At 70.4% G+C, this 14151-nt stretch carries 8 protein-coding genes; 3 read left to right on the forward strand and 5 right to left on the reverse strand.

Annotated features, from left to right (window positions below; genetic code table 11):
• Positions 1-119: 119 nt before the first annotated feature.
• Positions 120-2219, forward strand: coding sequence for a M13-type metalloendopeptidase (locus O9280_RS06940; protein WP_298340523.1), 2100 nt, complete (start codon positions 120-122; stop codon positions 2217-2219).
• A 94-nt stretch (positions 2220-2313) separates the two neighbouring features.
• Here the strand turns inward: O9280_RS06940 and O9280_RS06945 are convergent, their stop codons facing one another.
• The 5 genes from O9280_RS06945 to O9280_RS06965 form a co-directional block, all read right to left on the reverse strand.
• The gene (locus O9280_RS06945; RefSeq protein WP_298340525.1) at positions 2314-5538 is read right to left on the reverse strand and encodes a diguanylate cyclase; all 3225 of its coding nucleotides are present in this window, start codon (positions 5536-5538) and stop codon (positions 2314-2316) included.
• 148 nt (positions 5539-5686) lie between these two features.
• Positions 5687-6256, reverse strand: coding sequence for a copper chaperone PCu(A)C (locus tag O9280_RS06950; RefSeq protein WP_298340527.1), 570 nt, complete (start codon positions 6254-6256; stop codon positions 5687-5689).
• A 62-nt stretch (positions 6257-6318) separates the two neighbouring features.
• Positions 6319-7380, reverse strand: coding sequence for a cytochrome d ubiquinol oxidase subunit II (locus O9280_RS06955; protein WP_298340530.1), 1062 nt, complete (start codon positions 7378-7380; stop codon positions 6319-6321).
• Between the two features lies 1 nt (position 7381).
• On the reverse strand, positions 7382-8770 hold the full coding sequence (locus O9280_RS06960; protein WP_298340532.1) for a cytochrome ubiquinol oxidase subunit I: 1389 nt from the start codon (positions 8768-8770) through the stop codon (positions 7382-7384).
• Positions 8763-9314 (reverse strand): GbsR/MarR family transcriptional regulator, encoded by a 552-nt coding sequence (locus O9280_RS06965; RefSeq protein ID WP_298340534.1) that lies wholly within the window; start codon positions 9312-9314, stop codon positions 8763-8765. The genes O9280_RS06960 and O9280_RS06965 overlap by 8 nt, the downstream gene beginning before the upstream one ends.
• Positions 9315-9434: 120 nt before the next feature.
• Here O9280_RS06965 and O9280_RS06970 point away from each other — a divergent pair, with 120 nt between their 5' ends.
• Both O9280_RS06970 and rapA read left to right on the forward strand, forming a co-directional pair.
• Entirely contained in the window at positions 9435-11312 is a 1878-nt protein-coding gene (locus O9280_RS06970; protein ID WP_298340536.1) for a M13-type metalloendopeptidase, read from the forward strand.
• Entirely contained in the window at positions 11312-14149 is a 2838-nt protein-coding gene (gene rapA, locus O9280_RS06975; protein WP_298340539.1) for an RNA polymerase-associated protein RapA, read from the forward strand. The genes O9280_RS06970 and rapA overlap by 1 nt, the downstream gene beginning before the upstream one ends.
• Positions 14150-14151 lie beyond the last annotated feature (2 nt).

A 14151-nucleotide genomic window follows, 5' to 3' on the forward strand; every position in this document is an offset into this window, starting at 1 on the left:
CGGCGCACCCTGTCATGGACGTGAAGGGCGCGTCATGACGATCGGCACACGTGCCTCCGGACCCGGCGGCGCAGCATGGCGGCCTTCCGGGCCCCGAGCCCGCTCCTGAGCCGTCACCCATGAAAACGCCCGCCCTGAAGCCCCTGGCGCTCGCCCTCGGCACGATCCTCCTCGCCGCCTGTTCGAAGGCCCCCGAGGCCCCGCCGGCCACCGCCGCGGTCGAACCCGCCGCGCCCAGCCTGAGCATCGACGCCAGCCTGCTGCCGCCGATGGCCTCGTTCGCGCAGACCGATCTGGATCCGGCCACCCCGGCGTGCGCCGACCTCAACGCGCACGTCAACGGCCGCTGGCTGGCCGCCAACCCGGTGCCGGGCGATCGCACCACCTGGGGCAGCTTCGAGATGCTCGCCGAGCGCTCGCTGTACACGCAGAAGCAGATCGTCGAAGCCGCGGCCGCGATGACCGCCGCCACCGGCACGCACAAGCTGATCGGCGACCTGTACGCCACCGGCATGGACGAAGCGGCGATCGAGGCCGCGGGCCTCACGCCCGTCCAGCCGCTACTGGCCGAGATCGACGCGCTGGCCGCGCCGACGGACCTGCCCGCCTACCTGCGCAATGCCGCCAGCCAGGGCCGCATGAACCTCGTCGGGTTCGGCGGCGAATCCGACTTCCAGGACAGCTCGAAGGTCATCGGCTATGCCGTGCCGGGCGGCCTCGGCCTGCCGGACAAGAGCTATTACGAAGGCGACGCGCACAAGGCCGAGCGCGAGGCCTACCAGGCGCACATCGCCGCGATGCTGAAGCTCGCGGGCGCCGACGAGGCCACCGCCGCCGCGCAGGCCGCGCAGGTGCTGGCCATCGAGACCGCGCTGGCCAAGGTGACGTACTCGAGCGAGGAGCTCTCGCGCGACGTCTCGAAGTACTACAACCCGGTGAGCATCGACGCGGCCAACGCCATCACGCCGGCTTTCGACTGGGGCGCGTGGTTCGACGCCAATGGCGTGGCCCGCCCTGCGCAGTTCTCGCTGTCGAATCCCGATTTCTTCAAGACGCTCGACGGCATGTTCGCCTCAGTGCCGATGGAAGACTGGAAGGCCTACTTCCGCTTCCACACGCTGGACGGCCTCGCGCCCTTCCTGCCCAAGGCCTTCGCCGACCAGAACTTCGCGTTCTACGGCAAGACGCTGCGTGGCCAGCAGGAACAGAAGGAGCGCTGGAAGCGCGTGCTCGACACCGTCAACGGCACGGTCGGCGAGGCGCTGGGCGAGCTGTACGTCGACGTCGCCTTCCCGGCCGAGAGCAAGGCGCAGATGGAGACGCTGGTCGGCAACCTCTCGGCCGCGCTGAAGGCGCGCATCGAGACGCTCGAGTGGATGACGCCGGAGACCAAGGCCAAGGCGCTCGAGAAGTGGGCCAGCTTCACGCCGAAGATCGGCTACCCGGACGAATGGCGCGATTGGGCGGGCCTCGCGACGTCGCGTGACAGCTACGTCGGCAACATCATCGCCGCGACGAAGTTCAACCATGCCGATGCGATGTCGAAGATCGGCCAGCCGAAGGACCGCGGCGAGTGGGGCATGACGCCGCAGACGGTGAACGCCTACTACAACCCGCTGATGAACGAGATCGTGTTCCCGGCGGCGATCCTGCAGCCGCCGTTCTTCGATCCGAAGGCCGACCCCGCGCTGAACTACGGCGGCATCGGCGCGGTGATCGGCCACGAGATGATCCACGGCTACGACGACCAGGGTTCGCGCTTCGACGCCAAGGGCAGCTTCGCCAACTGGTGGCAGCCGGCCGACGCCGAAGGCTTCAAGGGCAAGACCACGATGCTCGTCGAGCAGTTCGACGCCTACGAGGCCCTGGCCGGCAAGAACGTCAATGGCAACCTGACGCTGGGCGAGAACATCGCCGACCTCGGCGGCCTGACGGTGGCGCATGCGGCCATGATCGCCGCGCAGGGCCAGGGCTACGCCGACCCGATGGTCGACGGCCTCACGCAGGACCAGCGCTTCTTCGGCAACTGGGCCACCGTGTGGCGTCGCAACTACACCGACAAGGAACTCAACGTCCGACTCGTCACCGACGCGCACGCCCCGGCCCGCTTCCGCGCCAACGGCGCCCCGAGCAACATGCCGGCCTTCGCGGCGGCGTTCGGTTGCAAGGACGGCGACCCGATGGTGCGTCCGGAGCCGCAGCGCATCGCCATCTGGTAATCGCAGTTCCGATTTCCGCCGGCCCTCCTCGTGCCGGCGGACTCCAACGGCCCGGCTTTCTCCGGGCCGTTTTTTCGTCCGGGCTCCGCCGGGCTCAGCGCGGCGAGCGCCGCAGCTCCAGGCCGTTCACCGCGGTGGCGCGGATGCTGCGCAGCCGAAGGGCGGCCAGATCGCGCGCATCGACCGATCCGCCGGACTCCTCGAAACCGGCCCAGGCGTCGCGCCCGGCGGCCTTGGCTTCGTAGAGCGCTTCGTCGGCGATGGCGACCGTGTCCTCCCAACCGAACGCGTGGCGGTCGGCGGCCACCAACGGCAGCGCCGCGAAGCCCACGGAGCACCGCACCGTGAGCTGCCCGCCGCCGGGCAACGCGAACGGGGTTTCGGCCACCGCCGCGCGGATGCGTTCGGCCACGCGCGGCCCGTCCTCGCGCTGCGCACCACGCGCGACACCAAGGAACTCCTCGCCCCCCCAGCGCACGACGTGGTCCGACTCGCGGAACACTCTGCGCAGGCGGCGTCCCATCTCGACCAGAACGAGGTCACCCACGGCATGGCCGTGCTGGTCGTTGATGCGCTTGAAATGATCGATATCGACGAGGAAGAACAGCAAATCGCTGGGCTCGCGCCCGCTCTCGTCGCCGCCGTAGCGGCTGCGCAGCGCGAGGGCGACGTCGGCATCGATGTGGCGCCAGAGGAAGCGGCGGTTGTGCAGGCCGGTCAGTGGATCCGTGAGGCTGGCCTCTTCCACCGCGCGATGGGCCTGCTCGAGCTCGGCATTCGCGGCGGCCAGGTCCGCGGTGCGCGCTTCGACCATGCGTTCCAGCTCGCGGGCGCGTTCACGATGAAGGCGAGCCCGCCATTGCACCGCGCCAGCGACGATCGTCAGGAAAGCCAGGACGAGCGCGACGTGGAATGCCCGATGCTGGTGCCAGGCCGGGATCACGTCGACGTCGATCGACAGCCCGCGGTCCTGCCAAGGGCCGGCAGGTTCGGCGACTTCGACGTCGAAACGGTAGCGGCCGGGCGCGATGCGGGTGAACGCCGCCACGCGGTGCCCGGCATCCACCTCCGACCAGCGCTCGTCCCAGCCCTGGAGGCGGTAGCGGTAGCGAAGGCCGTCGGCGCCCACGTAGACGGGCGCCGCGAACTCCAGCGCGATGCGCGACACGCCCGGCGGAAGTCGCAGGCGGGCGCGCGAGTCCAGCGTCGCCGGGTCGAACAACGGCGACGGCTCGTCTTCGCTGGCGGCGATGTCGGTCAGCACGAGGGCGGGCAAGGCGCGGGGGCTGGGGTCCGCACCCGCCTGGGGCAGGACGACGGTGAGGGCCTCGGTGCCACCGAAGACGAGTTCGCCACCGGGCAGGACGGTGCCCGAGCGGCGGACGTAAGGCGCGGCCGCCGCGCCCTGGTCGGGACGGAAGGCGCGCACGCTCCCGGTGGCCGGATCGATGCGCGCCAAGCCTCGCGAAGTGCTCGCCCAGACCCGACCGCCGAAATCTTCGAGCAGCACGCCCACGCTGTTGCCCGGCAGGCCGCTCGCTTCGTCGATCCGCTCCCACGCTTGGGCCGTGCCCACCTCGGCCATCGGCGCATGGAACACGCCGCCCGCCGAGGTGCCGACCCAGAGCCTGCCCCGCGCATCGGCCAGCATCGTGGTGAGGAATTGCCCGTCGAGGTCGGCCACCGGCACAGCGCGCACGGCGTCGGCGCCGAGATCGAGGCGGGCGAGCCCGCTCCACGTGCCGAGCCAGAGGGTGCCGGGCGTGGCCAACAGACTGGAGACGCGCCGCTCACCCACGGCATCGGCCAGCAGATTGCGCGCCTCGTCGAGCCGGGGTTCGCCGTCATTCGCGAGCGGCACCCGCCAGAGTCCGTCCGGTCCGGCCAGCCACCAGGCCCCATCCCAGGCAGCGACGGCACTGGTGTACGCGGCGCCCCCGCGGGCCTCGGGCTGCAAGGGGCGCACGCGGTCGCGCCCGGGCTCCGCCAGCACGGTGCGCCCGTCACTGCCCAGCACCCAGCGCCCTTCGCCCATCGGCGCGACCAGTTCCATGGCCCCGGCGGCGGCCTCCCCGCGGCTCCAAAGCGCCGTCAGGGAAGCTTCGGTGGCGCGAGGCGGCGCGACGCCCACGTGCCGCAGACGGCCCGCGTTCGTGCCCAGCCACACGCCATGGCCCGCCGGAGCCAGGCCATGCGCACGCATCCGCGATTCCGGGGCCTCCGTCTCCGGCGCCAGCGGCAGGTTCAGGAACTGGCGTTGGCCGGGGTTGCTCCATTGCAGGCCAGTGGCGGTGCCCACCCAGCCCAGGCCCCGCGAATCGGCGAACAGCGTCCAGACGTTGTCGTCGTCGAGGCTGCCTCGGCGTGACCGATCGTGCTGCAGCCGCGTCCATCCCCCGTTCGCGGTGTCGAGCGACCACACGCCTTGGCCGAAGGTGCCGACCCACAACTCGCCGGGACGCACCACGGCGAGAGCGAAAATGCGTGGCGAGGTCTCAAGCCCTTCGGGCCAGACCCAGGCCCGGACCGAGCCGTCCGGTTCCAAGGAGTGCAACCCGTCGTGCGCCGTGCCGATCCAGAGCCGCCCGTCGGAATCGGCCTCGAGCGCGGCGATCCGCGCTTCGGGCACCGGTAGTGCCTGCGCCACCCACGGCGAGCCGGAGGCGTCCATCGACCAGCGGAACAGGCCGAAGGTCGTGCCCGCCCAGACCCGACCGGCCGCGTCCACGCGCAAGGCGTGCAAGCGGTTAGGGCCCGCGTCGGGGATGGGCGTCGACTGGACGCCACCGCCGCGTTGCAGGGCCAGCAAGGCCCCCACAGTGCCGAAGTAGGCGCTCGTCGCGTCGTCATCGGCCTTCGGGAAATCGATGAAGAGCACCGACGGACGCTCGCCCGCGATCGGCACGGGTTCGAGGGCCGGACGGGACGGCCATCGACGGTCGATGCGGTAGACCCCGCGCGCGGTGCCGGCCCAGAGCTCGCCTTCGGCGTCTGCCCGAACCGTCTGCATGACCGGGGATTCCTCGACGCCGCCCGCCGTCTCGGCACGCAGCCGTGCCCGCACCGCCCGGTAGCCGTCCCAACGCCACAACGTCGCACCGGACACCGCCCAGATCAGGCCGTCGGCATCCTCGGCGATGCCGCGAACCGGGCCCTCGAGCGGCGCCCCGGGCGGTTGCACGGCCTCGAACCGGGCTTCGTTGAGCGTCTGCCAGGCCTCCGCAGACGGCTCGGAGGCAATTGCGGCGGCCGGCCCCGCCAGCGCGAGCCCAAAGCACACCCACGTAGCGCCCAGCGCGAGGCAGCGCAGCGTCTGCAAGGTCGGGCATGGGCGTGGAGGTCGGAGCAAAGGGAGCGGCGATGGGAACAAAGCCGTTCGAGTATCCCTGCGCGGGCCTTCCGGCGGGCGTCAGCCGCCGTCAGCGGCCGTGAATTCCCGTGAACCGCGAGCGCGTTGCGCCTCGGACTCAGTGGTGGGCGTGCTCGTCGTCCGAGGACTCGCCCTTCGACGCCGTCACGACCACATCGATCACCGCCTCGGTACCGCTCTCGAACACCAGCGTCACCGGGACCACGTCGCCCTCGTTCCAGGTGCGGGTGACGTCGATGAACATCAGGTGCTTGCCGCCGGGCTGGAAGGCCGCCATGCCGTCCACCACCAGCGGCACGCCGCCCTCGATCGGGCGCATCTGCATCACACCGTCCACCTCGGCCATGTCGTGCAGTTCGATGCGGCCCACGCCCTCCGCCCTTGCGCCGATGAGGGTCTCCGGCTGCGTGGTGTGGTTCATCAGGTGCATGTAGCCGGCGGCCACCGTGGCGCCGGGCGCGAGGGGCCGCGACCACGGCTCATGCGCCATCAGGCCGACATGGGCCGAGGCGGCGGGCTCCGCCACGGCCGAAGCAGCGGCTTCCGGCGCCGGGGACGCTTCGGGAGCCTGCGCCGCGGCAGGTGCATCGGCGGTGGGCGCTTCGGCCTGGCAGCCGGCGAGAACGAGGGCGAGGACGGTGGCGAGAGCGGCGGACGTCGGGCGCATGGCGTGAGAGCTTGTCTTGGGAAGGAAGGGTGGACGAGCGGCAGCCTGCCGCATCGCTCCGGTCATGTGTAGTCCAGCGATTGCGCCTTGCCACCAAACACGCGGTAGGCGAACACCGTGTAGCCGATGATCACCGGCAGCACCACGCAGGCACCGATGAAGATGATCATCAGCGACTCCGGTGCGGCCGCCGCCTGCCAGATCGTCAGTCGGTCCACCACCAGGTACGGGAAGAGACTGTAGGCGAGGCCGTAGAAGGCCAACATGAAGATGCCGATGGCGCCGCCGAACGGCACCCAGACGCCGTACTCGTTGCCTTCCGCGAGGCGCGTCGGCAGCCGCCGCAGGCTGCGATCGACGACGAAAAACAGCACCGCCGTGGCCACCGGCACCGGCATCAGCAGCACGATCCACGGCAGCGCGAACCACTTGTCGAAGATCCGCTCGGAAAGCATCGGCGTCGCCAGCGAAACCGCGGCGATGCCCAAGGCCGTGAGCCACAGGCTGCCGCGCGCCCAGCGCACCGCCTGCTGCTGCAGCGCGCCCTCGGTCTTGATGATCAACCAACCGGCGCCGAGGAGCGCGTAGCCGGCGACGAGGCAGACACCGATCAGCACGCCAAAGGCGAACGCGCCCCACCCGCCCTCGAAGCCCATCACCAGCTGGCCGAGCATGAAGCCCTGCGCCAGCGTCGCGATCACCGAGCCGGCGTAGAAGGCGCGGTTCCATGCCGCCTTGTGCTGGGCCTTGGCCTTCACCCGGAAATCGAAGGCCACGCCGCGCAGCGTGAGGCCCAACAGCATCAGCGCCACCGGCAGGTACAAGGCCTGCAGGATCACGCCATGCGCCATCGGGAAGGCCACCAGCAGGATGCCCACGCCGAGCACCAGCCAGGTCTCGTTCGCATCCCAGAACGGACCGATCGACGCGACCATGCGGTCCTTGTCCTCGTCACTGGCGCGGCGCATCAGCACGCCCACGCCGAGGTCGTAGCCGTCGAGCACCACGTAGGCCAGCATCGCGAGGCCCATCACGATGGTGAAGGCCACGGGCAACCAGCCGGCCGGCGTGGACAGATCGGGCACCGTCGTCACCAAGGCCATCGTCGACGTCATCGTGCCCATCTCAAGCCTCCTTCGCCGTCAGGCCCTGGGAGGCGTCGGCGAACGGCACAAGGCCTGGCCCTTCGGCCTGCGGCGTTTCCGCGCGCGTTCCGGCCTTCCGCGCCATGTAGAACACCACGCTGATGTAGGCGGCGAGCAGCACGGTGTACATGACGAGGTAGCCCACCAAGGTGAGGCCGATCATCGGTGCCGGGACGGCGCTCGCGGCGTCGGCGGTGGTCAGTACGCCCTGCACCAGCCAAGGCTGGCGGCCGATCTCCGTCGTGTACCAGCCGGCGATCACCGCGCCCCAGCCGGAGAACGTCATCAGCACCAGCACGCGCGAAAGCCACGGCGTCGGCTGCTGCTTGCGCTTCAGCACCCACGCGCCCCAGAAGCCAACGGCCAGCATCGCCATGCCGATGCCCACCATGATGCGGAACGCCCAGAACACCGGCGCCACCGGCGGGTGCTTGCCTTCGAACTCGTTGAGCCCCTTCAGTTCACCGTCCGGGTCGTGGGTGAGGATGACCGAGGCGAGCTTCGGCACTTCCACCGCCATGTGCGTCGTTCGCGCCTCTTCATCGGGGAAACCGAACAGCACCAGGGGCACGCCGCGCTCGGTCTCCCAGATCGCCTCGATGGCGGCGATCTTCTGCGGCTGGTACTTCAGCGTGTTCAATCCGTGGAAGTCGCCGAGCACGATCTGCACCGGGATCAGCAGCGCGCCCATGAACACGCCGGTGCGCATCGCCGCCAGCACCGCCGGGGCGCGGTCGCCGCGCAGCCAGCGATAGGCGGAAAGGCCCGCCAGCAGGAAAGCGACGGTCAGGAACGAGGCCACCAGCATGTGGCTGAAGCGCCACGGCATCGACGGGTTGAAGACGATCGCCATCCAGTCCGTCGCATGGGCCACGCCGTCGCGCAGCTCGAAGCCGGCCGGCGTGTGCATCCACGAGTTCAGTACGAGGATCCAGAAGGCCGACATCGTCGTGCCGAAGGCGACGAGGAAGGTGGCCAGCGTGTGGATGCGGTTGCCCACGCGCTTGAAGCCGAACAGCATGATCCCGAGGAAGGTGGCCTCGAGGAAGAAGGCCGTCAGCACTTCGTACGCGAGCAGAGGACCAGCGATGTTCCCGACACGCTCCATGAAGCCCGGCCAGTTGGTGCCGAACTGGAAGCTCATGGTGATGCCGCTCACCACGCCGAGCGCAAAGCTCAACGCGAACACCTTCACCCAGAAGCCATAGGCGTCCATCCACTTGGCGTCGCCGGTCTTGCCGAAGCGCCACTTGAAGAACAGCAACACCCAGCCCAGCGCGATGGTGATGGTCGGGAACAGGATGTGGAAGCTGATATTGGCCGCGAACTGGATGCGGGCCAGCAGCAGCGGGTCGAGTGCATCAAGCATGGCTCTTGCCTCCGATGAAGCGGTCACGGGCATCCAGCAGCTTCCCCACCTTCTTGCCGAGCTTCATCAGCTCGACGAGGCGCTCCTGGTCCATCGCGCGCACCTCCTCGAACCAGCCCGTGGTGAGTTCGATCAGGTCGTGCATCTCGCGCATGCGCTGCTGGGCGTGCTGCTCCGTGGGGTCGTTGGGAGCCTCGAGCAGTGCGTCGCGCAGCATCGACAGGGTCGGGTCGACCTCGCGCTTGCGGCGTTCCTCAGCGAGGGTCTGGAAGATGGCCCAGACGTCTTCGGGGGCGGAGAAGTACTCGCGGCGGTCGCCGGGCAGGTGCTGCAGCTTCACCAGGCGCCAGCTCTGAAGCTCCTTCAGGCCCATGCTGACGTTCGAACGGGAGAACGCCAGCCCTTCCGCGATCTCGTCGGCGTTGAGCGGCCTCGGGCTCACGAACAGCAGGGCGTAGATCTGCCCGACCGTGCGGTTGATGCCCCAGCGGCTGCCCATCTCGCCGAAGTGGAGGACGAAGCGCTGGACCAGCGGACTGAGCATGGCGTTCACGTAGTTTCAGGAATTTCTGAAATTCTAGACATCCCCGATCCTTGCGGCGTGAAGAGCCGAGACTCCTTTCGACCGGCGTAAACTTGCGCCCCCACGGAATCCGGCTCGCCCATGCGCACGCTCGCCCTGACCGCCGCCCTCGCGGTGGCTGTCCTCGCCCTTTCCCCCGCCGCGGCACAGAACCGGGGCGCCCGGACGCCCGCTGCGCCGCTGGCCTGCGCGGACTTCAACGGCCACGCCAATCATGCGTGGCGGCTGGCGAACCCGGCCTCGGCCGCCCAACCGGAGCGCAGCCGCCTGGCCGAACTCGGCGCCAGCGCCGCGCAGAAGCAGGCCGCCCTGCTGGCCGCCGCGGCCACCAGCCCGCAGAACGACCAGGAAAAGACGCTGGGGGCCTTCTGGGCCGCGGGCACCGACGAGGCCGGTCTCGACCGCCAGAGCGCTGCCGCCGTGCAAACCCTTCTGGCCCCGCTCGCGCAGCTGCGTCGTCCCCGCGACCTCGCCAAGGTCGGTGCCGCGTACCACGCCCTCGGCGTGGCGCCGATGGCCGAATTCGTCCGCCTTGAAGCCACCGACGGCGGCCGCCGCCCGCTGGCCGCCGTCCCGGCCGCCTTGGGCTTGATCGACCCGGCCTTCTACACGACGAATGACGCCGAAGTGCGGACGCTGCTCGGCAAGTACCGCACGTATGTCGAGTCGGTGCTGCGCGCCAGCGGCCTGCCCGACGCCGAAATCAGCCCGGCCTCGGAGGCCGTGCTGCAGATCGAAACCCAGCTCGCCCAGGCGCTGGTCGGCGAAGGTCCCGAGGCGCGCAGCAGCGACAACCTGCGTGCGCAGGACCGCCGCTTCATCGCCCTCGGCTTCGCCGACCTGTTGAAGCAGCTCGGCGCGCGCAGCGAAGACCTCGTGGTCGTCAGCCCGGCCTACTTCGCCACGCTCGGCCAGGTCGCCAGCACGGAGCGCGATACCAAGCGCCTGCAGTGGTACCTGCGCTTCCGCGTGCTCAACCGCTTCGCGCCGGAACTCGGCAGCAGCTTCCGCAGCGCCCATGGCGGGTTCTTCGCCCAGATCCTGCGTGGCCTGCCCGCGGTACCGTCGCGCGCGGAGCACATGGACACGCTGCTGCGCCGCACGCTCGGCGGCCTGAACGACGCCGCCTTCAACGCCCGCCATGCGCCGGAAGCCCGCCGCCAGCGCGCCTTGGCACTGGCCGAAGGCGTGCGCGCCGCCGCCGTCGAGATGGCAGGCAAGGCCGGAGCCACCGAAGACGCGCAGCGCCTGCAGGCCATGCGCTTCGACATCGCGGGCAACGGGACAACCACCTTCGATGCGATTGGCCTCGAGTTCCGCGCCGACGACCACCTCGGCAACCTGCTGCGCTATGGCCGCTGGGTGGAGGGCCGAATCCTCGCCGACCGTCCCTTGGCCATCGATCCGCTGCCGGCCCGCGTTCCCGCCGTGCAATGGCTCACCGGGACCGACACGCTGGCGATCACGGCCGCCGCCCTTGCGCCGCCCCTGCTCGGGGAAGCCGGCACCACGGCGGACGCCGCCGACTACGGCGCCCTGGGCGCCCTGATCGGCCATGAGCTGGCCAAGCGCCTGACGCCCGGCAACCGCGGTGCCGCGCTCGGTCCGCTCTACAACGGGTTCCAGGCCGCACCGGGCCTGCGCGTCGACGGCGCCCGCACCTTGCCGATGAACCGGGCCGACCTCGCCGGCCTCGAATTCGCCTGGGCCGCTTTCACGAAGGCGCAGCCGCAGGCGGATGCCAACACGAAGAAGGCCTTCTTCACCGCTTGGGCGAACCTGTGGGCGAAGACCCAGACCACCGAGGCGCTGCGCGCCGAGGTGCAGGGTTCGCCGTACGCGCCGGCCGCCTTCCGCGTGAATGGCCCGCTCTCGCAGCTGCCCGCCTTCGGCGAGACCTACGGCTGCCGCGTGGGCGCCGTGATGCGCGCCGCCGACCCGATCGCGGTGTGGCGCTGATGGCTCTGGTTCCCGGTCAACGCTGGTTTTCGTCCGCCGAGCCGGAGCTCGGCCTCGGCACCGTGCTCCGCATTGCGGGCCGCAGCGTGCAACTCGTCTTCACCGCCTCCGGCACCGTGCGCCAGTACTCGCTCGAAGCCGCCCCGCTCGTCCGCGCCGTGTTCCGCGCCGGCGATCGCGTGCGCATGGACGGCAAGGAGATCGCCATCGAGGCGGTCGAGGAGCGCGCCGGCCTCGTCTGGTACCGCGCCGGCAACGATGAATTCATGGAAGGCGCGCTCGATGCCGAGCAGCCGGTGTCGAAGGCCGACCAGCGCCTGATCAGCGGCCGCATCGACCGCAACGACCAGTTCGAGCGCCGCGTCCGCACGCTCGACCTCCGCGCCCGCGCCCGCCGGCACCCCGGCTGGGGCGTGCTGGGCGCCCGCATCGACCTCATCCCGCACCAGCTGCGCGTGGTCGAGACTGCCGCCGCGCGCCGCACGCCGCGCCTGCTGCTGGCCGATGAAGTCGGCCTGGGCAAGACCATCGAGGCCTGCGCCATCGCCGCGCAGCAGATCGCCAGCGGCCGCGCGAAGCGCGTGCTGGTGCTCACGCCGGAAAGCCTCGTCAACCAGTGGTTCGTCGAACTGCTGCGGCGCTTCAACCTGCCCTTCGCCATCTACGACGAGGAGCGCTGCGAGGCGCTCGAGATGAACGAGCCGTCGAGCAACCCCTTCGAGGACGAGCAGTTCGTGCTCGCCTCGGTGGATTGGCTCACCGAGCACGACAAGCGCATGAAGCAGCTGGTGCAGGCCGGCTGGGACCTGCTGCTCGTCGACGAGGCGCACCACCTCATCTGGACGCCGGAGTTCGAGAGCCCCGGCTACACGCTGGTGGCCGCGCTCGCCAAGCGCGTGCCCGGTCTGCTGCTGCTCACCGCCACGCCCGAGCAGCTCGGCCGCGGCGGGCACTTCGCGCGCCTGCGCCTGCTCGATCCGGCGCGCTACACCGACCTCAAGAGCTTCCTCGCCGAATCCGACCGCTTCGTCGCGCTGTCGCAGCTGGCCGAACGCATCGAGGCCGGCGACGTCACCCGCGCCGATGGCGAGGCCTTGAACGACCTGTTCGCCAACGACCGTGAATGGCTGGACGCCACGCTGGCCGCCATCGAAACCGGCGACCTCGCCGCGCGCGAAGTGCTGATCGACGCGCTGGTCGACCGCCACGGCACCGGCCGCGTGATGGTGCGCAACCGCCGCGCCGCCGTCGGCGGCTTCCCGAAACGCATCGCCCACGTCGATCTGTTGCCCGCCACCGACGATTCCGAGCTCCTCGGCCGCCTGCGCGCCGAGTTCGCCTTCGAAGTCGGCGATCTCGACGAAGAGCCGGTGCACGACTACGCCAAGGAACCGCGCCTCGACTGGCTGCTGGAGACGTTGAACGCGCTCGGCGGCGAAAAGGCACTGGTGCTGTGCCGATCGCGTGCCAAGGTGCAGGCCATCGAGGAGGCGCTGCGACTGCGCTGGGGCCAGCCGGTCGCGCGCTTCCACGAAGACATGAACCTGCTGCAGCGCGACCGCAATGCCGCGTTCTTCGCCGATCCGGAGGGCGCGCGCGTGCTGATCGCCTCGGAAGTCGGCGCCGAAGGCCGCAACTTCCAGTTCGCCCAGCATCTGGTGCTCTGGGACCTGCCGCTGCACCCCGACATGCTCGAGCAGCGCATCGGCCGCCTCGACCGCATCGGCCAGCCCGGCGACGTGCACATCCACGCCGCCGCGGTCACCGGCAGCGCGCAAGAGGTGCTGCTGCGCTGGTACCACGAAGGCCTCGACGCCTTCCGCGGCGTGGTGCCGGACGGCCGCGAGCTGCTGCGTCGCAGCGTCGATGAACTCGTTGCACTGGCCGAGGCCGATCCCATCGGCCGCGAGCCCGCGCTCGAGCAGCTCATTGCCGACACCCGCGGCGCGCATGCCGAGCTCGCGGAACAGATCGCCCGCGGCCGCGACCGCCTTCTCGAACGCGCCAGCCAGCGTGCGGAGGCCGATGAACTGCGCGCCGCCCTCGCCGAGGACGACGCCGACCTCGTTTCCCAGGAGGCCATGCTCGAGCTGCTGGAAGCCTTCGGCGTCGAGAACGAGCCACTGGGTGAAGGCCGCTTCCTGCTCGATCCGGAATACCTCACCGTCGACGGCTTCGACGCGCTGAAGGGCGGCGCCCGCGAGGCCACCTGCGATCGTCGCCTGGCGCTGTCGCGCGACGACCTGCTCTACCTCCGCGCCGACCACCCGTTGATCCTCGGCGCGCAGGACCTGATGCTCAGTTCCGAGCTCGGCAACGCCTGCCTGCTGATCGACGAAACGCTGCCGCCGCGCACCGCGCTGCTGGAAGCGATCTACGTGCTCGAGTGCATCACCGACGCCAAGCTCAACATCGCGCGCTTCCTGCCGCCCACGCCGCTGCGCGCCATCGTCGACACTCGCCTGCAGCGCCGCGACGATTTCACGGCCGATGCCGACTCGGTGGCGAAGGCCGCCGACCGCCAGTTCGACCTCTCGCCGATGCGCAAGGTGATGAACAGCCTCGTGCCGCCAATGCTCGGCGCCTGCGAAACCAGCGCCCGCCGCGATGCCGCGACGGTGATCGCCGAAGCGGCCGAACTCGCCGAGACGCGCTTGGGCGGCGAACTCGCCCGCCTCGAATCGCTGGCCCGCGTGAACCCGGCAGTCAGCGAGGCCGACGTGCAGGGCCTGCGCGACGAGCGCGAGGCCGTGCTGGCCGCCCTGCCCGGCGCGCGCCCGCGCCTCGACTCGGTGCGCCTGATCACCAGCCCGGATTTCCTGCTGCTGCGGCGCTAGTG

Source organism: Silanimonas sp., assembly GCF_027531545.1.
Lineage (GTDB): Bacteria > Pseudomonadota > Gammaproteobacteria > Xanthomonadales > Xanthomonadaceae > Silanimonas.

What these genes read in the sequence shown, in the direction of transcription:
- O9280_RS06940 (WP_298340523.1), top strand. Translation starts at nt 120, where the DNA reads ATGAAAACGCCCGCCCTGAAGCCCCTGGCGCTCGCCCTCGGCACGATC.
- O9280_RS06950 (WP_298340527.1), bottom strand. Translation starts at nt 6,256, where the DNA reads ATGCGCCCGACGTCCGCCGCTCTCGCCACCGTCCTCGCCCTCGTTCTC.
- O9280_RS06955 (WP_298340530.1), bottom strand. Translation starts at nt 7,380, where the DNA reads ATGGGCACGATGACGTCGACGATGGCCTTGGTGACGACGGTGCCCGAT.
- O9280_RS06960 (WP_298340532.1), bottom strand. Translation starts at nt 8,770, where the DNA reads ATGCTTGATGCACTCGACCCGCTGCTGCTGGCCCGCATCCAGTTCGCG.
- O9280_RS06965 (WP_298340534.1), bottom strand. Translation starts at nt 9,314, where the DNA reads ATGCTCAGTCCGCTGGTCCAGCGCTTCGTCCTCCACTTCGGCGAGATG.
- O9280_RS06970 (WP_298340536.1), top strand. Translation starts at nt 9,435, where the DNA reads ATGCGCACGCTCGCCCTGACCGCCGCCCTCGCGGTGGCTGTCCTCGCC.
- rapA (WP_298340539.1), top strand. Translation starts at nt 11,312, where the DNA reads ATGGCTCTGGTTCCCGGTCAACGCTGGTTTTCGTCCGCCGAGCCGGAG.